The organism is Foetidibacter luteolus, from assembly GCF_009650435.1.
Taxonomy (GTDB): Bacteria; Bacteroidota; Bacteroidia; order Chitinophagales; family Chitinophagaceae; genus Foetidibacter; species Foetidibacter luteolus.
Genome location: NZ_VVIP01000031.1, coordinates 28,989 through 54,980 on the forward strand (window position 1 = coordinate 28,989; position 25,992 = coordinate 54,980).

General features: G+C 44.2%; 16 protein-coding genes and 1 other RNA gene. 7 read left to right on the forward strand and 10 right to left on the reverse strand.

Annotated elements, in window-relative coordinates:
* Nucleotides 1-21 precede the first annotated feature (21 nt).
* Nucleotides 22-369: RNase P RNA component class A (gene rnpB, locus F0364_RS08630), an RNA gene on the forward strand.
* Nucleotides 370-496: 127 nt separating this feature from the next.
* On the opposite strand, the gene F0364_RS08635 is transcribed toward rnpB, so the two are convergent.
* Both F0364_RS08635 and F0364_RS08640 read right to left on the reverse strand, forming a co-directional pair.
* Nucleotides 497-778 carry a hypothetical protein gene (locus F0364_RS08635; protein WP_153797373.1) on the reverse strand — a complete coding sequence of 94 codons (282 nt, stop codon included), beginning with the start codon at nt 776-778 and terminating at the stop codon, nt 497-499.
* 13 nt (nt 779-791) lie between these two features.
* Complete coding sequence (locus tag F0364_RS08640) at nt 792-1,556, reverse strand: hypothetical protein (RefSeq protein WP_153797374.1); 765 nt, start codon at nt 1,554-1,556, stop codon at nt 792-794.
* Nucleotides 1,557-1,859: 303 nt separating this feature from the next.
* On the opposite strand from F0364_RS08640, the gene F0364_RS08645 reads away from it, so the two are divergent.
* The gene (locus F0364_RS08645) at nt 1,860-3,461 is read left to right on the forward strand and encodes an FMN-binding glutamate synthase family protein (protein ID WP_153797375.1); all 1,602 of its coding nucleotides are present in this window, start codon (nt 1,860-1,862) and stop codon (nt 3,459-3,461) included.
* 471 nt (nt 3,462-3,932) lie between these two features.
* Here F0364_RS08645 and F0364_RS08650 read toward each other — a convergent pair whose 3' ends face one another.
* Nucleotides 3,933-4,547, reverse strand: a complete 615-nt coding sequence (locus tag F0364_RS08650) for a hypothetical protein (protein WP_153797376.1) — start codon at nt 4,545-4,547, stop codon at nt 3,933-3,935.
* A gap of 371 nt (nt 4,548-4,918) precedes the next feature.
* On the opposite strand from F0364_RS08650, the gene F0364_RS08655 reads away from it, so the two are divergent.
* Nucleotides 4,919-8,206, forward strand: a complete 3,288-nt coding sequence (locus tag F0364_RS08655; RefSeq protein WP_153797377.1) for a VCBS repeat-containing protein — start codon at nt 4,919-4,921, stop codon at nt 8,204-8,206.
* A gap of 443 nt (nt 8,207-8,649) precedes the next feature.
* On the opposite strand, the gene F0364_RS08660 is transcribed toward F0364_RS08655, so the two are convergent.
* The 4 genes from F0364_RS08660 to F0364_RS08675 form a co-directional block, all read right to left on the reverse strand.
* The gene (locus tag F0364_RS08660) at nt 8,650-9,528 is read right to left on the reverse strand and encodes an AraC family transcriptional regulator (RefSeq protein WP_153797378.1); all 879 of its coding nucleotides are present in this window, start codon (nt 9,526-9,528) and stop codon (nt 8,650-8,652) included.
* 56 nt (nt 9,529-9,584) lie between these two features.
* On the reverse strand, nt 9,585-10,904 hold the full coding sequence (locus F0364_RS08665; protein ID WP_153797379.1) for a vanadium-dependent haloperoxidase: 1,320 nt from the start codon (nt 10,902-10,904) through the stop codon (nt 9,585-9,587).
* Nucleotides 10,905-11,101: 197 nt separating this feature from the next.
* Nucleotides 11,102-12,727, reverse strand: coding sequence for a SusD/RagB family nutrient-binding outer membrane lipoprotein (locus F0364_RS08670; protein ID WP_153797380.1), 1,626 nt, complete (start codon nt 12,725-12,727; stop codon nt 11,102-11,104).
* 42 nt (nt 12,728-12,769) lie between these two features.
* The gene (locus F0364_RS08675; RefSeq protein ID WP_153797381.1) at nt 12,770-15,859 is read right to left on the reverse strand and encodes a SusC/RagA family TonB-linked outer membrane protein; all 3,090 of its coding nucleotides are present in this window, start codon (nt 15,857-15,859) and stop codon (nt 12,770-12,772) included.
* Nucleotides 15,860-16,350: 491 nt separating this feature from the next.
* On the opposite strand from F0364_RS08675, the gene F0364_RS08680 reads away from it, so the two are divergent.
* Nucleotides 16,351-17,580, forward strand: coding sequence for an ROK family transcriptional regulator (locus F0364_RS08680; protein ID WP_153797382.1), 1,230 nt, complete (start codon nt 16,351-16,353; stop codon nt 17,578-17,580).
* A gap of 312 nt (nt 17,581-17,892) precedes the next feature.
* On the opposite strand, the gene F0364_RS08685 is transcribed toward F0364_RS08680, so the two are convergent.
* Nucleotides 17,893-18,579 carry a hemerythrin domain-containing protein gene (locus F0364_RS08685; RefSeq protein ID WP_153797383.1) on the reverse strand — a complete coding sequence of 229 codons (687 nt, stop codon included), beginning with the start codon at nt 18,577-18,579 and terminating at the stop codon, nt 17,893-17,895.
* A 227-nt stretch (nt 18,580-18,806) separates the two neighbouring features.
* Between F0364_RS08685 and F0364_RS08690 the strand changes: the two genes are divergently transcribed.
* The 3 genes from F0364_RS08690 (at nt 18,807) to F0364_RS08700 (ending at nt 22,412) form a co-directional block, all read left to right on the forward strand.
* A complete protein-coding gene (locus F0364_RS08690; protein ID WP_153797384.1) occupies nt 18,807-19,256 on the forward strand; it encodes a hypothetical protein in 450 nt (149 codons plus the stop codon).
* Nucleotides 19,257-19,553: 297 nt separating this feature from the next.
* The gene (locus tag F0364_RS08695; protein WP_153797385.1) at nt 19,554-21,281 is read left to right on the forward strand and encodes a phospho-sugar mutase; all 1,728 of its coding nucleotides are present in this window, start codon (nt 19,554-19,556) and stop codon (nt 21,279-21,281) included.
* Between the two features lie 474 nt (nt 21,282-21,755).
* Nucleotides 21,756-22,412, forward strand: coding sequence for a protein-L-isoaspartate(D-aspartate) O-methyltransferase (locus F0364_RS08700; RefSeq protein ID WP_153797386.1), 657 nt, complete (start codon nt 21,756-21,758; stop codon nt 22,410-22,412).
* Nucleotides 22,413-22,456: 44 nt separating this feature from the next.
* Here F0364_RS08700 and F0364_RS08705 read toward each other — a convergent pair whose 3' ends face one another.
* Nucleotides 22,457-22,957, reverse strand: coding sequence for a hypothetical protein (locus F0364_RS08705; RefSeq protein WP_153797387.1), 501 nt, complete (start codon nt 22,955-22,957; stop codon nt 22,457-22,459).
* Between the two features lie 276 nt (nt 22,958-23,233).
* Nucleotides 23,234-25,312, reverse strand: a complete 2,079-nt coding sequence (locus F0364_RS08710) for an aldehyde dehydrogenase family protein (protein WP_153797388.1) — start codon at nt 25,310-25,312, stop codon at nt 23,234-23,236.
* Between the last annotated feature and the right edge of the window lie 680 nt (nt 25,313-25,992).

A 25,992-nucleotide genomic window follows, 5' to 3' on the forward strand; every position in this document is an offset into this window, starting at 1 on the left:
TTTAAGCCTAATTTTGCGCGGCTGCGGGCCTGAGCTATCGTTCCGCTTATGGCGGAGAGGAAAGTCCGGACAGTACAGGGCAACCCACCGGTGAAGAGCCGGCCGGCCGCAAGGCTGCGGGATAGTGCCACAGAAAATAACCGTTTTGCCGCAAGGCTTAACAAGGGTGAAAATGTGAGGTAAGAGCTCACGATGCACGGCAGCAATGCAGTGCATGGGTAAACCCTGGGTGCTGTAATGCCATGTATAGGCTCGCCTGAGAACGGCCCGTTCGATGAGCCAGGGTAGGCAGCAGGAGGTAAACAGCAATGTTTATCCCAGATAAATGATAGTTTAAAACAGAATCCGGCTTACGGGGTTTGCAGCTTATTCCCGGCCATGCAGCAATGTGTGCCGGGTTTTTTGTTTTGTTCAATGTTCTTTTGTTCAATGTTTAATGTATGCAGCAGGTACTAAGTTTTCCTCAGCTTCATCAGCTAAACAAATTATCAACCTTTTACACTTCAACAGACCGGTAACCTGCAACCTGTAACCGGTAACTGTTTAATGTAGCAGCGGTATCGAAGAGCTTCTGCACTTCATCATTCAAGCACATTACAAGCATTTTACCCATCAACAGACCGGCAACCTGCAACCTGTAACCGGCAACTGTCTTTCGGGTGAGGGATTGCAGCGGATACCCCGGTGAGGCCATCGCAGCAGGGCTTCTGTGCCGGAGTATGAGCGGAAAGCCCGACCCCTTGCGCAGCTTGGGGACACCCCAAAAAATAAACAACATACACCCTGCTGTTTTAATGTTGGTTGTAAGTTGCTATTAATTCATCCAGCGCCTGCAGCATAGCTGCTTGCTCGGCAGCATGGCCTTCCTGGGCCTCAATGTTTATGTACGGTATTTTTCTGCGGTTGCAATAGGCGGAGAGTGATCCATCATCAAAACCGGCGCCGGGCAGTTCCAGTATAACGCTGATGTTTTTTGCTTTGAGGTAATTAAAAACTTTTCTTTCAGTAGTAAGCACAAAATCATCGCTATCCATGCTTTTGTTAATATGGGTTCTAAACATTTTACGGCCAATGTAGTTGCGGGTGGATAGCGGTTTGCCATCTTTATTGTTGTGCATGGCAATTACAAGGCGGGGCTTATGCAGTTTATTCAAAATGGTATCTGCCAGTTTTTTTACCTGCCGGCCCGCGGCGCTGTTATAATAAGCCAGCTTGCTCATGTTTTTGCGGGCCCCGGCCATGGAGAAAATACGGTTAGGGTCAACCATGTAGGTTTTACCACCTACGGAAAAATAAATAAACCGGCCCCCGCTTTGCCACAATGTAACCAACATGCCATAACGGCTTTGCAAATGGCTTTGGGCAACCTGCAGTGCCGTAGTTTCATCCTGGTGAAGGTGGATAAAATAAATGCCTTTGTGCCCGTTGCTATCCGCAGCGGGGTAAAGCCGCGTTAATACCTGCACAGAGGAATCGCCCAGGTTTACCATCGCGGTATCCTGCCCAAAGGCAATGCCGGCTATAAATAAAATGGCTATGGTAAGCAACGCTTTCATAACCGTTAAAGATAGCAGGTAAATGATAAACCCAAACCTGCACTTGCAAAGCCACCAGCCGGTAAAATATTTTTTGAAATTGCAAATAATGCTGAACTTGCAAGTGTTACTAACGATTGCTGCTGGCTTTTGAATACAGAATTTTACCGAGAAGCCGTACCATTAGCTTACACGTAAAACTTCATTACCGTTAACTGCGCATAAGAAACCAATTATATAACATGCCGGCGTATGCATTAAGGCCTGCCTGTAGCTATCATAGTAACTAAGCTGTGACTTATTCTTTCATATAAATTGCTTAGTATGCGACAGATTTTTATTTCCGTATCTATTGTGATTACGTTACTGTTTATTTCCCTTGCTTATTTCTTTTCCCCTTACTGGCTTACCGCATTTGTATTGTTTGGGCCGCTGATGCTCATGGGTTTTAAAGACATGCTGCAGAAGAAACAATCCATCAAACGAAACTTCCCGCTTATTGGCCGTATGCGTTACGTGCTGGAAATGATTAGGCCGGAAATTTACCAGTACTTTATTGAGTCTGACACGGATGGCACACCCATTAGCCGCAACGACAGGGCGGTTATTTACCAGCGTGCAAAAAAGCAGATAGATACCACGCCTTTTGGCACCCAGCTAAATGTTTATACAGAAGGTTATGAATGGATGACACACTCCCTGCAGCCTATTGATTTTACTAAAATGACCGACCACCACCCACGTGTGCTGGTGGGCGACGGGCGCTGCAGCCAGCCTTACCTGTTAAGCGTGCTGAATGTGTCTGCCATGAGTTTTGGTTCGCTTAGCCAGAATGCCATTGAGGCTTTAAACGGCGGCGCTAAAATAGGCGGCTTTGCCCACAACACCGGCGAAGGCGGTATAAGTCCGCACCACCTTAAACAAGGCGGCGATTTAATATGGCAAATAGGCACCGGTTATTTTGGCGCAAGAAATGAAGATGGAAATTTCTCCGACGAAGCCTTTAGCAAGAATGCCCGGCAGCCCAGCGTAAAGATGATTGAGATAAAACTTTCGCAGGGCGCCAAGCCAGGCCATGGCGGTATTTTACCCGCCGTAAAAAACACACCGGAAGTTGCGGCCATACGTTTGGTAAAAGCAGGTACTACGGTTTTTTCACCGCCTTCGCACAGCGCTTTTTCAACGCCGGTAGAACTTATAAAGTTTATTGAAAAGCTGCGTGAACTTTCCGGCGGCAAACCCGTTGGCTTTAAAATATGCATGGGTATTAAAAGCGAGTTCCTGGCCATTTGCAAAGCCATGCATGAGCTTAACAGCTATACCGATTTTATTACCATTGATGGCGCTGAAGGCGGTACCGGCGCTGCGCCACCCGAGTTTTCCAACTTTGTGGGCATGCCCCTGCTGGATGCGCTGGCCTTTGCGGATAATGCCTTACGCGGTTTTGGCATACGCGGTAAAATAAAACTAATTGCTTCCGGCAAAGTGTTTACCGGCTTTCATATTGTCAGGGCCATTGCCCTGGGTGCCGATGCCTGCAACAGCGCCCGTGCCATGATGATGGCGCTGGGCTGCATACAGGCTTTGCGTTGTAATAAAAACAATTGCCCTACCGGCGTGGCCACGCAGGACCCGCACCTGGTAAAGGGCCTGGTGGTAGATGACAAAAAAGTACGTGTAGCCAACTACCACAAAAACACGGTAGAAAGTTTTGTTGAGCTTATTGGCGCTGCCGGTATTGACTCCCCTTCCAAAATACGGCGTTCGCATATTTACCGCCGCATTTTTATGAACTCTGTAAAGAGCTACGAAGAAATATTCCCCACCGTGCCAAACGGCAGCTTTTTGACAGAAGAAAGTATTCCGCAGGATTATAAAGCACACCTGCAGCAATCCTGCGCCGAAAAGTTTGACGCGGTGGCCTAACAGTGTGGGTTGATATTTCTGGCACCTGCGGCGGCAGAAATGTAAAAAGCCGGACTTTATGAGCCCGGCTTTTGTTTTTTATGGCTTCGCCTCTTGCGTCGCACAGCGTGTACGGTTGGTTCATTGGGCGCCTTTGCAGCCCTTATCTACAGGCCCGGATAAAGAGTAGAATTATTTCAACGTGAGCTTTGGGTGTCGCACATACCTGTATTGGATAACGTTATTTACTTTTTTGTCTTGACACAAAAAAGTAACAAAAAAAGTCAAGGAAGAAACGATATACAGCACGTTTCTTCCACTCGCCTTGATTAAGCTTTTGTACTACTGTAATTTCAGCAGTAGAATTTTCTTATACAAGGCATACTAAACTTGATGATGCATTTAAAATGAATGGCCCTGCCTGATTTTTAGTTGTATATAGCTGAATATCAGTATAAAAGATCCAAAACTCACGTTATTTTAGCAGTAGAATTAATATTGCGAAATTGGTTTAATATAGCCAGCTTGCTCAAGGCTGCTGGTTAATTCATCTGCCATTTTCCTTTTCAGCGCAGCCTTGCCACTGTAGATGCTTTTATTTTTTATTTCACTTAAGGCAGACCAGACCGGCTCTTTACTTTCCGGCTTAATAAGGTAATACTTAAATAATGCGTCAGGAATTCTTACGCTTGTGGTTGAATTTCGGGAGTAAACATATCGTTCATTATAAGTGTACTTGCTAAGGTCAACAAGAAGTATTGCATCTATCTTCAGTTCAGTAACCATTTTCATAAAATCTTTGTAGCTCATTTTCTCAATGCCCTCAATGTCAGAAGATTTATATGCAGTACCATAAGCAGAAAGCCTACCAGATAACATTCCCTCCACCTGTTTACGCTCATCAAGATTATCAGCTTCCAATAAATAGCTTTTGATAAACATGTGCCACGCATCTTCATTAAAGCGGTGCAAATCAAAATTTCCCTTTACAAATAGGGTAAATATTTTTTGGAAAGGTTCGTCTACAGGAATTTTAGAAGTTGTATTTACATGTGCCGTAGTACAACAGCTAAATGCAAAAAGCAGAAGGGGAAGGATATTTCTCAAACTATACGGGTTTATTTGTATGAACGCAATATATTATAGAACGGGAAAATAAAGCTTATCCGCAATGTTTTCATGACATTTTAAAGCCTATCCAGTGCAAATGGCATCCGCTTCATACTTCATCATTCCTTGTTCCTTGTTCGATATTTTCTACCCGGGCCTGAAAAGCCGCCCAATGAACCGAACGATGAACGTAGTGCGACGCAACAGGCGATGCCATGAAATACCGTTGCTGGTCACCAAAAAAATTGATGGTAACCCTGACTGCCTATGGTTGAAAAACGCAGGCAGCCGCAATATTTTTAACCGTATTATTCGGGTAGCTGCTTATCTTTAAACGATATTGCAGTTTGATACCAAGTAACCTTACAATGAAGTTATCCATCGTTATGTTCTGCGCTGCGGTATGGTTGTGTAACCCGGTTAAAACAATAGCGCAGCAGCCCCTTTTCCAATTGCTTAATGGTAGTGAAACAGGCATCACCTTCAGCAACAACATTAATGAAACAGAGAACCTGAACGTACTGGCCTACGAGTACTTTTATAACGGTGGCGGCGTTGCCGTTGGCGATGTAAACAACGATGGCCTGGAAGATGTTTTTTTTACCGCCAACATGGGCGAAAACAAACTTTACCTTAACCAGGGCAGCCTTAAGTTTAAAGATATTACCAAAGAAACAGGCAGGGAATTGCAGGGCCGTAAAGGCGGCTGGAAAACCGGCGTAACCATGGCTGATGTAAACGGCGATGGGCTACTGGATATTTACATTTGCTATTCCGGCAAAGTAGATGCCGATACCCGCCGCAACCAGCTTTTTATTAACCAGGGTAATTTAAAGTTTACGGAAAAAGCAAAGGAATACGGCCTTGATGACCCAGGATATGGTACCAAAGCTGTATTCTTTGATATGGATAACGACGGCGACCTGGACATGTTTTTGCTTAACCACAATGTTATTAAAGTAAGCAACCTGGAACTTGCCAAATACCGGGGGGATGTGGATGAACTGGCTGGTGATAAGCTTTTTGAAAATAAGGGCAGCCGGTTTGAGGATGTGTCTAAAAAAGCGGGCATTCATCAAAACCCGCTCACGTTTGGGCTGGGTGTAGCCACGGCGGACATTAACCAGGATGGCTGGCAGGACATTTATGTAACCAATGACTATACGGAGCAGGATTATATCTACATCAACAATAAGAACGGTACTTTCTCCGATAAAACAAAAGACTGTTTTCGCCACCTGGCCCAGTTTTCCATGGGCGTTGATATTGCAGACTTTAACAACGACGCCTTACCTGATATTCTTACGCTGGATATGCTGCCCGAGGATAACCGCCGGCAAAAACTGTTGCAGTTGCAGGAAAACTACGAGATATACCAGCTTATGATTGACCAGGACCTGCAGAAGCAATACATGCGCAACATGCTGCAACTGAACAATGGCGATGGTACCTTTAGCGAGATAGCGCAGGTGGCCGGTATTTCCAACACCGACTGGAGCTGGGCGCCTTTGTTCGCGGATTTTGACAACGATGGTTATAAAGACTTGTTTGTTACCAACGGTTACCTGCGTGACTATACCAACAAAGATTTTTTGAAGTATTGGGGCGACTACAAAGTGAGAAAAGTTGTTGACCGTGAGCCCATACAATTGATGGACCTGATTAAGGCCATGCCTGTTACGCGTTACCCCAACTATATTTTCAGAAACAACCACGACCTTACTTTTTCCAACAAACAAAAAGAATGGGGGTTTGAGCAGCCGAAAATTTCCAGCGGGGCCGTTTTTGCCGACCTGGATAAAGATGGCGACCTAGACCTTATTATTAACAACATTAACCAGGAAGCTTTTGTGTACCGCAATAACAGCCGGGAGCAAAATAACAGCGCTTACCTGTCTTTACGTTTAAAAAATAATACCCCTAATACCGCCGCCCTTGGCGCCAAGGCTTATTTGTATGCCGGTGGCATGGTGCAATACCAGGAGGTTAACCCCAACCGTGGTTACCTTTCTTCCGTATCTACACTTTTGCATTTTGGCCTTGGCAACATGCAGAAAATTGATTCTGTAAAAATCGTGTGGCCAGATCAGTCCAGTCAACTGCTTACGGCCGTGCAGACCAACCAGTTACTGGAGGTTGAAAAACAAGGCAACGCACCTGCTGCTGCCGTTGAAGCAACCGCCGGCAAAAGCTATTTTACGCCTGCGCCAGCCATTATTGAGTATAAACATGAAGAGTTTACGGAGAATGATTTTAAACGCCAGTTGCTCATGCTGTTCATGTATTCCAAAACGGCGCCCATTATGGCCAAAGGCGACATCAATAAAGATGGGCTGGATGATATTTTTATAAGTGGTGATAAAAATAAAGCCGGTAAAATTTATTTGCAGCAGGCAGGCGGCAAATTCGCCCCGCTGGATTTGAATTTTGTGGATGAAAATGTATCCACCGTTGCCGCGGCTGCCTTCTTTGATGCCAACGGCGATGGCTGGCAAGACCTTTACCTGGCCAAAGGCGGTTACGCTTTGTGGGAGCCGGGCATGGCAGCATTGCAGGACGAGCTTTACCTTAGCGACGGCAAAGGCGGTTTTGTATATGACCAAAGTTACCTGCCCGATTTAACAGCCAACAGCAAAAGCTGCATAAAGCCTTGCGACTACGATAACGACGGCGACCTTGACCTTTTTATAGGAGGGCGTGTTGTACCTGGCAAATACCCGGTAGCGCCGATAAGCTATTTACTTACCAACGATGGTAAAGGCCATTTTACTGCAACCCCGGCCGCCTTTAACCAGGTGGGCATGGTAACGGATGCGCACTGGGCCGACCTTAATAATGATGGCCGCAAAGACCTTGTACTGTGCGGCGAGTTTATGCCGGTAAAAGTATTCATCAATTTGCCCGGCGGGTTTGAAGACAGGACTACAGAATACTTTGATAAGCCGGATAACGGCTTTTGGTTTGCCATGCAATTCGCTGATGTGAATGGTGATGGCCGGCAGGATATTATAGCCGGTAACCTGGGCCTTAACTCGCAGGTGCAGGTATCGGATAAACAGCCCGGCGAATTGTATTTTGCCGATTTTGATGACAACGGTTCTATTGATCCTTTCTTTAATTTTTACGTGCAGGGCAAAAGCTATCCTTTTGTAAGCCGCGACGAACTGAATGAGCAGATTTACCCCATGCGTAAAAAATTTACCAGCTATAAAGACTATGCAGACGCTACCATGCAGCAGTTGTTCAGCGAGGCTGAATTAAGCAAAGCGGGCAAGCTTACGGTAGCTGAAAACCGTACAGTTTGCTACCTTAACCGTGGCGGCAAATTTGTAAAAACTTTGCTGCCTTTGCAGGCACAGTTTTCTATGGTTACCAAAATCATTACCAACGATTTTACCGGTGATGGAAAAACCGATGTGTTGTTGTTAGGCAACCATACTGACAACCGGCTTAAGCTGGGCAGCATTGATGCAAACTATGGTTGCCTGCTGGCCGGTGATGGCAAAGGTGGCTTTACGTATGTTTCCCAACCCGTATCTGGCCTTAGCATAAAGGGCGATGTAAAATCTGCCGAGGAGTTAAATATAAATGGCAGCAAGTACCTTGCGGTAGGCATATCAAATACCGGGCTGGTGTTTTATAAGCAGGGCAAATAGCTGCGCTATTTGCAGAATGATACTTATGGGCCCGGCAGTGTGAACTACTATGAGGCTTTACTTGCGTCGCACTCTTGTACATTCTGTTCTTTATGCGGCAATGTGCAGCAGGTTGTTGTTGTTAAGAAAACGAATGTCAGGTTGAGTCCCGAAATTTCGGGATCGAAACCGGGTTATACAAGTCGCTTTTTCACGAATACGCCTTCGACAAGCTCAGGCTGACAGTTTAATTTAATGACATGTTTAGCAGGTTGTAACTGTTCAATGTTCTTTTGTTGAAAGTTTAATGTTGTGGAAAGATGCAATGGTACCTGGGCTGAAAAGCCGCCCAATGAACCGAACGATGAACGTAGTGCGACGCAACAGGCGATGCCATGAAATACCGTTGCTGGTCACCAAAATCTAAAAATAAACCGAAGGTTTATAAAAGGAACCATATGGGGTTATCTCTGTATTTCAGGTTCGGTTTTAACACGGTATTCTTTGGGGGAGAGACCGGTGGTTTTTTTGAAAATTTTATTGAAGTTGGATAGTGTTTTATACCCGCACTGGAAAGCTACTTCGGAAATATTCAATGTGGTTTCCTGCAAAAAACGACAGGCGTTAGAGATGCGTACTTCGTTTAAATATTCTACAAAATGGCGGTTGGTGCGCTGCTTGAACAGGCGGCAGAAAGCGGTGGGCGTAAGGTTGGCAATTCTTGAAATATCTTCCAGCGAAATATCATTAAAGTAGTTGTTGTTGATGTGTTTGTAAACCTCGGATAACCTGTCGCTTTTGCTTTGCAGCATGGTGCCGCCATAGCCCTGGTTAGTAATATATTCAACTTCGTTTGAGGTAGAGAGTGTATTTAGAATTTCCAGCAGGCCAATGATACGGTCAAAGTTTTTCTTTTTGGTAAGCTTCTGCATTTTATCGGCCACCTGTTTTTGTGTTTTGCCGATGATTTTTATGCCCCGCCCCGCTTTGGTAAACAGCTCGTTTATCTTGCTGCTTTCTTTAAGCTCGTAAAAATTTTTAGAGAACACTTCTTTGTTAAAGTAAACCACGATGGCTTTGGCACGCAGGTTGGCAAAGCCTTTATAAAATATTTCGTCGTTAAGCCACACATGCGGCAGGTTGGAGCCAAGGAAAACCATATCTCCGGCGCTGAAACTATCCAGCTTGTCGCCAATGATGCGCTTGCCATAGCCTTCCTGTATAAATACAAGTTCTAACTCCGGGTGAAAATGAAAGGGGGCTTTGCTGTAAGGTTCGTCTCTTTCAATTACGGCAATATAACTATGCAATGCGTTGGTAATTTCTGTCTGCAGGGCTTTCATGCTACAAATTCCTTTAATAAACAGTTTTGCAAGTAACGTAAAATTATTGATACCGGTTAAAGCAATGGCGTAACACCCGCCTGTTTAATTTTAGTAACTATGTGGTTGCCGATGGCCCGCCCCTGTTGCTGGCCGTTTTCAATGGCATCGCGGTAGTGAATGCCGCCATAAAGCCGGGAGATGGCAGCTTCGTTGGCGGCATGCCTGAAGGAGCTAAAACTTCGGGGGGCCAGCTCAAACATTTCCTCAGAGTTATCGGTGTAAGTAAAGTTATCGCCAAACAGGTAAGTAAGCACTTCCGCAGAAGCGGTTGAAATAACACTGTGGCCGCTGGTATATTCAGGAAAGGGCGGCGTTTGCAGCAGCGGCTGCCATTTGGGATTGATGTATCGGTTAATATAAGTTTCCGGCCTGATGCGGTTGCTGCGGTATTTTTCATCCCAGCAACTGATGAAAGCGTCCATCAAAACAGCGCCTTCTATGGTAAGTGCGGCAATAGATTTATTAAAATCCAGCGCCGCTTTTTCTGCAGCAATGGACGTAATGTTCATCCAGTGGCCGCCAGGGCTTATTTTTTTAAAGCCCAATGCCATGTGGCCCGAACTGCTTACGGCAAAAGGATTGCAATCCCAAAAGCCGGCAATATTCAGTTGCTCCTGCGTTGGCTTTAATGATACATCATACACTTCTTTTCCAAGCTTATAAAATTCACTCGCGGTATCCTTGCTGAATGTTACCGGCGGGATGGGTATAAATTCATTGCAGGAGTCAATCAAAAGTGGTTTTACAGTTTTCCAGTTAGGCTCAACTGCTTCCATATAAGCCGGTGGCGTTGGATACCAGTAAGCATCGCCTTTAACGGGTGTGTAACGAAGCCTGGCGCTAAGGCGGTTATAATTATCCTTTTTGGAGAACCCTGCAACCTGTTGTGCCACTTCCTTAGCCACTGCTACGGACTGCTCTATAACTTTTTGCGGTAGTTTATTTTTTCGTAAAAGCCTTATGTATTTGTCCTGCTCCTGTTCAAGCGTAAACCCTGAAGGCAGCATAAGCCTGCCTGTTTCGTAAATGCAGTACACGGCAGCGGCCTGGTAGTTGTAGCTTTCTTTGGGGGCGGTAAGGGTAACCTGCGGAAAAGATTTTACCAGCCTGGACAGCGGTATCATTTTTGGGTCTTGCAAACAAGCTATTTCATAAGCGCCCATAAGGCAATAAGCATAATACCGGCTGGCAGCGGGCGGGTTAACTACATCATGCATCATTACCATGGACAGGGAAAAGACAGCCGGTTTAATTTGTTCGGCGGCCTTAAAATTTTTCTGAGCTGGCAGTTGTGCGGCAATAAGCAGTAAGATGAACAAATTAATTTTTTTCATGCTCGGCTTTGTCTGGTTATAAAGGGGCTGCTGGTTGGGTAACTGGCAAATACATTTTACGCTTAAAGATAGTATTTACTCCTGCCCCATTGGTATTGGCTTTACTGTGAATGTAAGATTTGAATTGGTAAAAAAGACAAGACCACCAGGTGGTGGTCTTGTCAAAAGGAAACTCAAACTGCTACGAAAGAAAGAGTTTATTTATCCCACCAGATGCGGGAAGTCCAGTTGTCGCCACCACTTAATCCACTAACCGCGGTTTGATAGTTTTCTCTATTATTGCTGGATTCGCCGGATGGATAAGGCTGCCTGCGAGGAATTGCACCGCCAGAAAAATTACCAGTATAATTTACAGGAGTAAGTTTTGGATAATCAGTTCTTCTCCAGTTGCTCCATGATTCAGCAAAATTCCATACAAGACCTGTTGTGGCCCAGTATTGCGTACTGATCATTTCAATTGATTTTTCTGTTGATGAAACATCCAGCGGATGAGCCGTTGCATAAGCATCTGCATCTGCGGCACTGATAACGGCTGTTGAGCCATAAACTGCCAGAGCCTGCAATGCACCGGATACTGCATTTTTGTAGTGCTGGGATGCGGTAGCGCCAACACTGTAGCCACGGGCCGCAGCCTCAGCAAGCAGTAATTCAGATTCTGCATAAGTTAGAATAAACAAGGGTTTGCTTCTTTCGCCATATACAGATTTCCTGGGCCTTGAATATTTTCCAACAGCGGCTGCAACATCACCTGTAATAGCAGGATCTGCAGGAGAAGTGCCAGGATAGCCTGGTGCTGTTGTGATATTTTTAGCAGAGGCGGGAATTAAATCATAACCATTTGGCTGCCCAATTTGCTCACTAGCCGTATTGTCTCCTGCCAAGGCCTGGTTATTGTTGTTAGCCAAGCCTGTTGCAGGCACTTCTGCTACAATACTTAAGCGGGGGTCATCAGCCGCTTTCAGGTAGTCAATCATTGTTTTGCTCCAGCGAACCTGGTAAAAATCTGTAGCAACCAGCCATGCACTTACGTTAGGGTTGCTATAGCCATTGCCTTCATCATTTTTAAAGTACACATCTTCTCCGCTGGCAAGTGTTCCGCCTGCGGCAGCTTTTTCTGCCCAGGTTTTTGCTGTTGCAGCATCAGCCTTGGTTAAACGCATGGCCAAACGCAACATAAGGGAGTAACCAAATCTTTTCCATTTTGCTACATCACCACCTAGTGAGGAGATATCCGCAGTAGGTTTGGGCTTTGAAGCGTCCATGGATGTTAATGCAGCATCTAAGTCTGAAAGTAGCGCAGTGTATAATGCCTGTTGTTTATCATACACCGGAAGCGTTATACCTTCTTTTGCCTTGTATGCTTCAGTGTAGGGGCAATCACCATAAATGTCAGTAATGTATTGCGCATTCAAAACTTTCATAATGGTTGCTGCGGCATTAATGTTTACCCAATCTGCATCATCCTTATGGTTTACTAAGATTTCGTTAGCCAGGCTTCCGGAACGATAACAGTTATTCCAGCTACTCTGAACATACGAATTGGTATTGCTTGATTCTACATATTTATCCGCATTGGTATAATAATCCCCGTTAACTGTTGCCATGGAGAAAATTTGCACCCATCCGCTCTGAAAAAGTATAGGGCCTGCATAACCACTTATGCCGGAGGCATAGTTTCGCTGGCTGCTTGAAAGGAAATAGTTGGCGTCGAACTGATCAGGACTTGCCTGAGTTGGATCTGTATTTATTTTATCGAAGTCTTTGGTGCAACTTCCCAGAAGGAGCAAGCCCCACAAAGACATATATAAAAAGGATTTCTTCATATAAGTTTTTTTAATTTTTGTTTGGCAAACGCTAATACAATGCTATTTCTTAAACTTAAGATTTACGTTAATACCGAATGACCTTGTTGAAGGAAGACTAGTACCTTCTATACCTGCATACCTGATGCTGGAAGCAAAGTTGGCTTCGGGATCAATGTTATCGCTCTTTCTCATCAATATCGCAAGGTTCCTTGCAACAAATGATATTTGAATTGCGCTAAAGAGCGGTACATTTTTAAGGGCATCACCAGATATTGTATAGCCCAGCGTTATTTGCCTTAATTTGATGTAATCGCCGCTTACCACAGAGGTGGATGTTACATTATTAGCCAGGGCTGTATAATAATCTTGCGCACTGGCTTTGGTGGTATTAGCGGTTCCATCTGCATGTACACCTGTAGTTATGCCATCCCTGCCAACGAGGGTCATTTTATGAAGGCCTCTTCTAAGAGCATAGTATTCTGTTGCAGAAAGTATCTTATTGCCAAAATTGTAGTCAACCAGGAAAGAAAGGTTGAGGTTTTTGTAATTGAACTCGTTATTCCAACCGCCATAATATTTCGGTAATACACTTCCCAGTTTTACCAGGTCTCCTCTTACAGGTAAGCCAGAACCATCAACTATCATTTCCCCTTTGGCAGAACGTGCATAGTCGTATGCTAATATCTGCGGGCCGGCAAAACCTACTACGTATGAAGTAACCGCATTTCCAAGTGTACCTCTGTTTTGTCCCAGGTTCTGATTTTTGTTGTCGGCATCAGTTTGCAGGATCTTGTTGCTAACTGCAGTAAAGTTGGCTGTTGATATCCAGCTAAAGTCTTTGCCTTTAACCGGCGTAGCTGTTACCTGCACTTCTAAGCCGCTGTTACGTGTAGAGCCAGTACCTACAAAACCGCTGGTAGCACCTGTTGCCGGGCTGTACGTTGCAGGCATGATCTCATTCTTTGTTTTCTTGGTGAACCATGCAACGTCAAAGTTTAGCCTGCTGTTAAGGAAGCGTAATTCAGTACCAATTTCAAATTCAGTTGTTACGAATGGTTTTAAGAACAGGTTAGGCAAATCCGTACTAAAGTTACCCAAAGGAATTCCTCCTAAGGGGCTTCCCAAAGAATAGTACAACGCTGTTTTGTATGCTTCGGTAAGCTCACCACTGGTTTGCGCATAAGAAACCCTGAGTTTTCCGAAATTCAAATTCTTGATATTGGTCAACTCAGAGAACACCAGGCTCGCAGAAACTGAAGGGGTAAATATTTTATTGTCATTAATAGGCAGTGTTGAATACGCGTCGTACCTGCCTGTTGTGTTTATTGTAAGGAAGTTCTTGTATGCAAGGTCAACAGTGTAGTAACCAGAGTTAATTTCTGTTTTCCAGAAGTCATAGTTGGAATTGGGATCTGTTCTGGGGTTTCTTACATTAGAAAGCGTGTACAGGTAAGGTACAAGGAAGTAACTGCCACCTACTGCAGTTTTTTCATATTGGTTTTTCCTTTTGTTGGCACCCAGAGCAACATCCAGGTTAATATCCTGGGTAAGTTTACGTGTTACACCTACCAAGGCATCAAGATTTAATTCATACTGGCTTGATTTTGCAAGGTCCTGTAGGTTACCATGTTTGTCTGCTGTATAAGCAGTTCCCCAGGGTTCTACTTTAAACAAGTCATCATTGGATAAGTCATACCCGATCCTTGCTTGCGCATAAAGCCAATCGGTAAAATTATAACGTGCAGAAGAAGAAGTTATAAGCCTTTTTCTGCCAAGGTTGTTTACATATTGGTTTACAACAAACCATGGATTACTTACATATTCGTCATCACTAAATTGTGTTTCAAAACCTGAAACTGGATCAAAACCCGGGGCAAAGATCTTCTGATCAACGTTTGTCGCCAGGAATTGGAAGTTATTGGGGTTCATTGGGCCGTCGCTTAACTGGGCCCTGTTGGTTGATTTTTCATCAACGTAGTTGGCGCTTACGTTAACAGTCAACTTGGGGGTAATTTTTGCCTCTGCATTCAGGTTAATGGTCTTTCTGTCAAGCCCGCTGTTTCTAACGATCGAATTGTTGTCCATGTTAGATAAAGAGAGCCTAAAAGAACCAAATTCACTGCCGTTCGAAAGGGAAACCGTGTTTGTGAAGGTAGTACCTGTACGATAAAACCGGCTCATATTATCTTTAACAGCAGAATAAGCATAACTATTCCCATCAAACTGAATCACCTGGCTGCCATCAAGTTTTGAACCCCAGCTCATACGGTTAGAGTTTCGGGCAGACAATGCGTCCGAAGGTTTCGTTCCACCTGTACCCTGACCGTATTCATACTGGAAGTCTGTATTGTTCATTGCTTTATCAGCCATGAAGTTGGAATTGTAATCAACAGAAAAATTGCCTTTCTTACCAGTTTTAGTAGTGATGATAATAACACCGTTAGAAGCCCTTGCACCGTACAATGCGGATGCTGATTGCCCTTTAAGTACGGTCATTGTTTCAATATCATCAGGGTTCAGGTTTCCAATGCCATCTCCATTGTCAGAGCCTCCCCATTCGCCAGAACTACCTCTCTGGGTATTATCCATAGGAACACCATTTATAATATACAAGGGAGAGCCGCCTGAATTCATACTTGGCATGCCGCGTAACAAAACCTTAGCTGTTCCACCCGGGCCACCACTGCTACCGGTTACTTTTAAGCCTGCAACCCGGCCGCTTAGGGAGTTAGCAACGTTAGTTTCCCTTGCCTTATTTAGCTGGTCTCCACCTACGGTTGTAACCGCGTAGCCTACTTTCCTGGCAGCTTTGGAAATACCAAGAGCGGTTACCACTACTTCAGATGTAGTACCCGCCTGCTCTTCCAATGATACATTTATTGAGGTCTCTCCTTCCGCTACAGCAACAGTTTTTGTTGCATAGCCAACATAAGAAAATTCCAGGGATACAGCGCCTGATGGAATTGCCAAAGAGAATTTGCCATCATTGCCTGTAACCGCGGCTGTGTTTTTACCGGTTACTTTAACTGTTACTGAAATAAGTGGATTCCCGGTTTTGGAGTCTGTTACAGTACCGGATAACTGTCTCGTTTGGGCCATTGCAATAGAATGGAGCAACAGCACTACAAGCAGAAGTCGTAGCCTTTTCATTAGCGTTGAGTTTAAAATTAATAATAAGCAGCAAAATCTATAATGATACCCTGTTACAGGTATTTATATGCTTACACATTCCTTGGCTTTCCGGATATTGGATGAAATGATTATGCCTTGAAAAAGGCAAAAATCATGTTGAGCAGTTACGCAGCAGGGTTTTACGTTAAGGGCCCTCTTGTTTACACGCTGGATACAAATTCACATCAGGCAATTCGCACTATAAATTATATCAGCTCATCAAAGGTGTATTCTTTGCCGGTTACTCAAATGCCACACCGGCAACAAACTCACCATAAACTTCTGTATATACACTCATTAAGGCCGCAGATGAAGACTGGGGTATTTTTTCTATTAGTTTGGTTACAGTTAGTATTTTTAATTTATCGTGATGAAATTATAAAATAATTTTTAATTACAACGTCAATTTGTAAAAAAAATTATCAATAAATTAGTACTCTCGAATCTTTTATCGTTCAAACCAACCCGTTATGCAGTATTCCGTGTTTTCTAATCTTAACGCTGACTTATCGGGAGTAGCCTATAAGGAACATCAACGTAAGAAAAAATTGATTACCCACCTTAGCAATAAGGGCGAACTGGCTATTCCTGAACTGGCGGAAATGCTAACCATCAGTATCCCCAAGACAACAGAACTCATCAATGGGCTGCTGGAAGAGGGCTTGGTAGTAGAATCAGGCCGCAAAACAGATGGCGTTGGCCGTAAGGCTGCCGTGTACAGCCTCAATAAAGAAAGCTGTTACTTCCTGGGGGTGGAAATAAAGAAGTATAAAGTTAACCTGGCGCTAATGGGGTTCGACAAAACCGTTATCGCTTCTTCCGTAAACATACCCTTCCCGTTTTCCGGCACCAGCGAATCTGTAAATGCCATTATTAAAGACATCCATGAGTTCCTCAACAGTTCACGCATTTCCAAAGATAAAATCCTGGGCGTGGGCCTTAGCATTGCTGGGCGTATTAATGTAAAAACAGGCCAGATACTAACCATTTACCACTTTGCCGATGTACCCATCAATATCAAAACCATACTGGAAGAGGCGCTGGATTTGCCTGTATATATTGATAATGACAGCCGCACCCTTGCCTATGGCGAATACTTTTTCAGCGAAGAAAGCCTTCCCAAAACCACCCTCATTCTTAATATTGACTATGGCCTGGCCCTCGGTATTTTTATTGATGGCAAGCCGGTGTATGGGGCATCCGGGTACGCCGGTGAACTTGGGCATATCCCCATTTTCAACAACGAAAAAATTTGCTTCTGCGGTAAAAAAGGCTGTATGGAAACAGAGGCCTCGGGCTATGTGCTGATAGATTATATTACGGCTAAAATGAAGGAGGGTGTTTCCAGCCGCCTCCAAAAAACGCTTTCCAAAAAGGGCTACCTGGAGCTGGAGGATATTGTTGAAGCCGTTCACCTGGGGGATAACCTGGCTATAGAGGCCGTTTCGGCCATTGCCTATAACCTGGGCAAAGGGCTTTCCGTTGCCATCAACCTATTTAATCCCGAGCTTATTGTGCTGGGTGGTATTTTGGCTGGTGCAGGCACCCCGCTGTTGTTGCCCGTACAGTCATCTATCTACCAGTTTTCCCTTGGGCTTGTAAGCAACGATACCCGGGTTGTACTTTCCGCCATCAACGAAAAGGCGGGCCTGCTGGGCTCCTGCCTGCTGGTAAGAGATAAGGTATTGGGATTGGTATAGCAATAAGCTATGTTCGTTCCATTGGCTATTGGTTACTAATTGCGGCATTTTTATGATACCAGCTTTGGTACGCTGTGGCATCGGCTGTTGCGTCGCAATCCGTTCATCGTTCAGTTCATTGGGCGGCTTTTCAGACCCGGGTAGACAGAAGATGAATTCCGCAACTCTTCTGCGAGATAATTATTTCCTTTCCTTACATAAGCAGCGTAACCACCTGGCAGAACTGCTGGTCCCGCCGGGTGGTTACGCTTTACTATTCACCTTTTAATATGGGCATGTACTACGGCTTAAGGCAAAGCCTGTAACTTATCTTCATATCACCATCACCCCTTCGGAAAGGCCGGCTTTAACCTGCGTAAACCTTGGCAAAGTCATCTCCTCTTCAGCCATTGCCATGTAAACATCAAAGACCGGCGCCGGTGCATTGTTCCTTATGCCTGCCAGCCATGCTGTAGCTTCCGCGTTATTGATAGAGCGCATCATCCAGCGGCTTTCGTCCAGCAATACATCCTGCGGTATAGAACTTATAATGGCATGCTCCATACCCAGTATTTCCGCATCTGTATAATGTTCCCACAAAACCTGGTTCAGCAGTTGTTCTTCTTTGTTCATGTGGTTAAGGTTAAACGCCACAAACAAGTTAAACTCATAGAAAATCAACCGGCCCAAATCAACCAGTTTTTGCTCGTCATCGGCGGCTTTCCAGTCCGCAATGTATTCAAATAAATTTTTTGACAGGGCATGGTCTGTTACATGTTCAGCTTCAAAATCATCCACCAGTTTTTTATCAAATTTTTCAATCCATGGCAGAATGAATTTGTCCTCATGTTCAGCATGGCCATCAAAGTAATGCAGCAGGGTTTCCAATTGCTTTATGGTTGCAGAAGCGTCTTCCCTGTTATCAAAATCTGTTTGCTGTATCAACAATGCGGTATCATAAAGCATTGCCCTTAATCCTTTGTGAATCTGGTTGAAAATGTTGTAGCGAGCCTGTTGCATAAGTTTGTTTTTAGGTTTATTGATGTTACCGGTAAAATTGCGCAGTCAGCCAGGCAATACAAACCCTGTTGTTCATGAATTGTATAATTGGCTGTGTTAATGACCTAAAAGACGGGGTGAGTGATAAAACACGCTCACTAAGACCGCACCACGTGCTTTGAATCTATCATTAATTAGTATAACTTGGCTATTGCGTTTGATATGAATATTGCAAATTAACCATGGCCATGCTTCGTTTCGTTAAACAAATTTTTGTCGTTAAGAGTAACACTTTTAAGAATAATACTTCAAAAAGTAAAAAAAGTTCCATTGTTAAAGATGAGATAAAGGAAAGCAAAGATGAATTGCTTGGCTTCTGGGAAAATGGTGCCGATGACGGCAGTGGTTTACACGCAATTTGGGGCTACGGAGTAGAATTTTTACCTGAAGGAAAAGGATTTACGCATCATTGGGGAGGGGATGTACCAGAAGATGAAAAAAGAATAGAAATACTATGGAAAAGGAATAATGCAAAAAGTGTTTCTTGTAAATATGAAGACGGTGAAGAATGGGAGACCGTAGAATATGAAATAACAGACTTTATTGGAGCATACGATTCACCCTGTCATAAAATTGTAGAAAAGGGTAAAAACGAATTTTGGTCATCACCTGAACCGTTATACAGACACAAACTTTAAGCAGAAATGAAGGCGGCAGTATCTCATCATTGTATTTAGATTGGGTGACCAATACTCTTCTCGCCTTGCAAAAACTAAATCCCTAATACCCGCTTAAATGCTCCACAAAGAACAGAACGATGAACGTAGTGCGACGCAACGAAGCCTCCACAAGGCACTGTAGCCCGACACCAAAAAATAATGTGGAAACATATCCTTTAGCTGAAACTGGCTGCCTTTTTTGCCCGGCGTAATTTATATAGCCTAAAGTGAGTAAATATGCTTAAAATTGTCAACCAAAATTAAAAACGACTAATTATGGAAACTGCAATTCAGTCTAAAGTTGATACATGGCTAAGTGGTAACTACGACCAGGATGTGAAGAATGAAATAGAACGCTTGCTGAAGGAGAATCCTGATGAAATAACAGAATCGTTTTACCGCAACCTGGAGTTTGGCACGGGCGGCCTGCGGGGCATTATGGGCGTTGGCACTAACCGCATGAATAAATACACGGTAGGTATGGCTACACAGGGCTTTGCCAACTATCTTAAAAAGACTTACGGCAACCAGGAAATTAAAGTGGCTATTGCGCATGACAGCCGCAACAACAGCCGTTTTTTCGCGGAAACAACGGCCAACGTGTTTGCCGCCAACGGCATAAAAGTTTACCTGTTTGAAGCTTTAAGACCTACGCCTGAATTGTCGTTTACCATACGCCACCTTAAATGCCAGGGCGGTGTGGTTTGTACGGCATCTCACAACCCCAAAGAATACAATGGCTACAAAGCATATTGGAACGATGGCGGCCAGTTGGTACCGCCCCATGATAAAAATGTTATTCTTGAAGTGGATGCTATTACCAGTGTGAGTGAAGTAAAATGGAGCGGCGGCGAAGCCAACATTACCATTATTGGTAAAGACATTGATGACGCTTATATAAGCATGGTTAAAAGCCTGAGCGTTAACCCCGACGTTATAGCCAAACAGCACGACCTTAAAATAGTGTATACACCCATACATGGCACCGGCATTACATTGGTGCCCGAAGTGTTGAAACAGTTTGGCTTTACCAACGTTACCATTGTTGATGAGCAGAGCAAACCGGATGGCAACTTCCCCACGGTGGTATATCCCAACCCTGAAGAAAGCGAAGCCATGAGCATTGGCCTTAAAAAAGCAAAAGAACTGGATGCGGATATTCTGCTGGGTACAGACCCTGATGCCGACCGTGTTGGCATTGGCGTTAAAAACCATAAAGGCGAGTGGGTGCTTGTAAATGGCAACCAAACTGCTGTACTGGCCTGTGCTTATATGATTGAAGCACGCAAAGCCAAGGGCATTGCCCAGCCCAATGATATGGTGATTAAGACCATTGTAACCACTGAACTGATTGATGAAGTTGCACGCCAGAACAATGTGGCCTGCTACAATGTATTAACGGGCTTTAAGTGGATTGCTGAACTGATTAAAGAGAAAGAAGGCAAGGAAAACTATGTTATTGGCGGTGAGGAAAGTTATGGCCTGATGGTGGGCGACAAGCTGCGTGATAAAGACGCTATTTCGGCCGTGGCCTTCTTGTGCGAGATGGCAGCCTATGAGAAGAACAACGGTAAAACACTTTATGAGAAGTTGCTTGAATTGTATGTTCAGTACGGTTTTTACCTGGAAGGCCTGATAAGCATTACCAAAAAAGGCATGCGTGGCCAGGAAGAAATTGCTGAGATGATGCAGGGCTACAGGGATAACCCGCCCACAACTATCAACGGCTCCAAAGTGGTTAAGCTGTTGGACTACGAATTAAAAACAGCCCGCGATTTATCAGCCGGCACCAGCACCGCCATTGACCTGCCCAAAAGCAATGTACTGCAGTTTATACTGGAAGATGGTTCCAAGATTTCCGCCCGTCCATCTGGCACTGAGCCTAAAATAAAGTTCTACTTTAGTGTTAACACCAAACTGGAAAGCAAAGAAGCCTTTGATGATACACTGGCATTTTTGCAAAACAGGATTAAAGGGATTATTGAGGATATGAAACTGAAGTAAGTACGAGTTACGAAGTACAAAGTAAGACAGGTACGAGTTACGAAGCACGAAGTACCCAGGTGTAACAGGTTTGTATTTTAAGCAAACGCTGTAATGGAAGTGCGAAGTAAGACAGGTACGAGTTACGAAGTACGAAGTACCCAGGTGTAACAGGTTTTATTTTAAGCAAACGCTGTAATGGAGGTGTGAAGTAAGTACGAATTACGAAGTCCCAGATTTAACGTTTTTATTTTAGGAAAGCTTTCAACAGAAGTGCGAAGTAATATAAAGTTGCTTCGCACTTTTTTATGTGCTGTAAAAATATACTGCTTGTTGAACTTTGCACGCTCCCCTCCTGCAGCCATCCAAAAAACAGGTACTTCGTACTTCAATTTTCGTACTTGCTTACATCGTACATCCCACATATAACATCTTACATAAACAGGTACTTCAAACTTCGTAACTCGTACTTGCTTCCTTACCTTTGCCGCATCTATGAGGCAGTACGATGATAATTACCGGCACAAAGGTTTAAGGATGCAGTTGGTAAAACTGCTTAGGGAAAAGGGCATAACAGATGAAGATGTTTTAAAGGCCATAGAACAGATACCCCGCCACTTTTTTTTAGATTCCGCTTTTGATAAGATAGCTTATGAAGACAGGGCTTTCCCCATTGGCGAAGGGCAAACCATATCGCAGCCTTATACAGTGGCTTATCAAACACAATTGCTGCAAATAAAGCGTAATGAGAAAGTGCTGGAAATTGGTACCGGCAGCGTTTACCAGGCTACCATACTGGCCGAAATGGGCGCCCGGGTTTTTACCATTGAGCGGCAGAAAAAACTATATGAGCTAAACAAGAATTTTATTTTAAGGAACAGGTACCCTAATATTAAATTTTTTTATGGCGATGGCTTTGAAGGACTGCCTACCTATGCGCCATTCGACAAGATTCTTATTACAGCCGCGGCGCCTTTTATACCCCCAAAACTGGTACAGCAATTAAAAACGGGCGGTTATATGGTTATTCCTGTTGATGAAGGCAGTGCACAACGCATGTTACGCCTTACCAAAATGCCAACAGGCGAACTGCATGAAGAAGCTTTTGACCAATTTTCTTTTGTACCCATGCTGGGTGGAAAAAACGGTTAGCAAAAGCTGTGCGGGATTAAGTTTAAAATGGCGCAGGTTGCTTATTATAAGCCAAACTCCATCACTTCTTTTTCAGTTTTGCCCGGCGCAAACAAAAACCAGCAAAGCGTCATTAAAAGGTGAGAATAAGCTTGTACAACATTTTTGCGGCCAGATGTTTCAGCGGGCCTGTTGGCAAGGCTGCAGCTTATCAGGGGCTGTTCCGTTTCAGAATGGTAAATGGTAATTTGTTCCTTGTCACTTTCATCAACGCTGTACAAAAAGCGCTTATCATCCAGGTGGATATAGCCTTTGTTGGCGCCGGCGGCTTCAAAGTCTAACTGACTTATATTAACGCCATATTCGTTCTTCATTACAATTTTGCTTTTCAGCAAACCTTTTCTCTCTATGCGGAAGGCCCGCCTGGTTTCTGCGAAATCTATCCTTGCTGTTTGTGTGGAAGGATCGAAAGCCATAGACAACAGCTTTAGATTTCCTTTTGCAAGCTCATATACCTGGTAACCGAAGCGTTTGGTGGTTAGCGCCCACTGAAGTTTGGAACTCACGTAATGGAGATTTTATGCCGGAAAAGTAAACAGATTTGCTAACCAGCCAAAACATTTTTAATGTATTGTTGAAAACTTCTGCACAAAGAAAAAGTTTAGTATCAAATCCTACTTTGGCTTATAAACAAATGGTTACATATATTAAACTAACATCAATTAGTAATCGATTTTTATGTTCCAAGCCCGCAACTGCTACCCTACCGTATTTGTGATAATTGAATCAACTTACACATTTACAGACCAGCAACCTGCAACTTGTGACCAGTCACCTGCACTTTACCCCCTCAAGTGATATGCCTTGGGCCTGGTAAAACCTCGCAGGCCTGCATGGGAAAGCGTGGAGCCAAATCCGGAATGTTTTCTTCCGCTCCACGGCAAGGCGGCGCTTACACAGTCGCAGCAGTTCCAATAGCCTGTACCACTGTCTACTTTACCCAATATAGTCTCTGCCCTGTTCCTGCTTGCGGTATATACCGAAGCGGTAAGACCATACTCCGTATCCTGCATCAGTTTAACAGCCTCTTCATCGCTGTTCACCTTCATAATGCCGATAACAGGACCGAAAGATTCATCCTTCATCAGCAACATATCATGACTGGCGTTTACCACTACCGTAGGCTCAAAATAATATCCTTTGCCAGGTATTTGCTTGCCGCCGGCAAGCACTTTGCCGCCTTTACCTACAGCATCGTTTATTTGGTTGTCCAGCACGTTTAACTGCTCTTTCCGGGTAAGCGGTCCAATGTAAACGCCGCTTTCTGTTGGCAGCCCTTTTTTCCAGGATGCAACCTCTTTCACAAACTCGTCCACGTAACTGTCATACACTTTTTCATGCACATAAATACGTTCTACGCTGCAACAGCTTTGGCCATTGTTGTAAAATGCACCATCGGCTGTTGCGGCCGCTACCCCCTTAATATCCTCAATATCATCCGCAACATACAACGGGTCTTTTCCGCCCAGTTCGCACTGGCAGGGCACCATTTTTGGGGCTACCCTTTCGTAAATGTATTTGCCGGTTTTATAAGAGCCGGTAAAAAAGTACCCGTCAAAGGGTAAATCCAGCAGCACTTCGCCCACAGCGCCGGCGCCCACAGCCACCTGGAAAGCCGTTTCCGGAACGCCTGCCTGCTTTAATAATTTTTCTATTTCAAGGCCGGTGAGCACCGCATATTCAGATGGTTTGTACATTACTGAATTACCGGCCAGCAACGCCGGTATAAACACATTGGTTCCAACCAGGTAGGGATAGTTCCATGCCGAGATATTGCAAATAACGCCCAGCGGTTCATACGATATTTTTTCCGTAAGCCCGGGTTCTTCAACCATCACTTCATCACTTAAATATTTTTCAGCGTTGCCTGCCAACCATTTAATACGGGCCCTGGCGCCATTCACCTCGTTGCGTGATTGTTGCAATGGCTTACCTACTTCCGATGTCAGCACAGCGGCCAGGTGCTCCTTATGCTCTTCCAGCAACTCAGAAAACCGCTGGATTATCTTAACCCGTTCAGCCAGTGCCACTGCACCCCATTTAGCATGATGGTTACGCAATGTTGCTAATTTTTGCTCAAGGCTTTCTTTGCTGTCCTGTGTCAGTTCGGTAATAATTTCTTCTGTAGCGGGGTTAACTACCTGTAATTTTTTCATGTTGGTATTTCTTACTGCTGAAAGAAACTGGTTTTTAATATGCTGAGAAAAAGGGTTCTGTTCTTTTTCAATCATTCTTTCGGGGTGCCATTGCACGCAAAGCATAAAGCCCTTGCCTGTTTTGTCCGCAAATTCAAACCCTTCAATTGTTTTGTCATCTGCAGCGTACACGTTGGGCAACAGGCCCGGTGCAATAGCCTGCGGGTGCACAGCCTGGTGGTGGGCGCTGTTCACCGCACCATCCACAGCGCCTGTAACAGTATGCAAAAAAGTTTCCTTTACTGCCGCTACTTTATGCTGTTTATCAATCACGTCTTTTTTATGCTGGCTGTTGCCATTACCAAGGTCTTGTACAAGTTTGCCGCCCTCCAGCACATTTACCAGTTGCATACCGCGGCAAATACCAAGCACAGGCAATTGCTGCAGTTGAGAGTAACGGTAAATATTTTCTTCAAACCTGTCCCGCTGCAGCGAAAAAGCAGAAGGCCTGTTCACATAATCCGCACTGCCGTTATAATAGGATGGGTGTACGTCCACACCGCCGGTTAGTACAAAACCGTCGCAGGAGTAGATGTCCTGCACATTGTTTTTTTCGTAAGACAGTACTGTTATTTCAATGTCATCCGCAAGGTCCTGTGCAGTAAACCAGTTCACATAATTTTCAAACAACATTTCCGAATAGCTGATACCTATTTTTTTCTTCATTTTTTACAAAGGAATTTTATGGGCCCGGCTGCATTACTACTATTTAGCTGCCGTTGCGTCGCACTCTTGTACGCCACCGCTATATGCGGCAGCAAAATCTATCCGTTAACCCCGCAAAAATACAGGAATGAACTGAGGCTTTTTCCGGCCAGGAATAATAAGCCATTCTAAAAAATGTATTATATCAAGCTTAATAAACGCATTACACAACCTGTGTTCCAGCGGAACACTTAATGGGTAGAAGATTGCAGGCTGCTGCCTGCGTTCCGGAGGAACGCTTTGTGCCTATACATGTGTGGAATGGCACAAAATGTTCCTCTGGGAAAGCTCAAACGAGTCGTTACTTATCTCTACCTTATAGATCTTACTAATAAGTGATTGACTTTTAAATAATTGCAACACTTATCATTTTTTTCTCCTTGTAACTTTACAAAGGGTAGCGACTATTTATTCGACTAAAAATTCGACTAATTATGTTGTTTCCAATCAGACCAATTTGTAATGTGCGAAAAACCCGCAGAGACGGAACAAGCCTTATCCAGATTCAGTATTGTTACCGTGCAGACAAAAAAACACTGCTTAATACCGGCATAGCGATACCTCCACAGTACTGGATGAAAAGACGCTTATCCATTTCTGATGATTTGCCAGCAATTTATGGCAACGTTTTGAATTTAAAT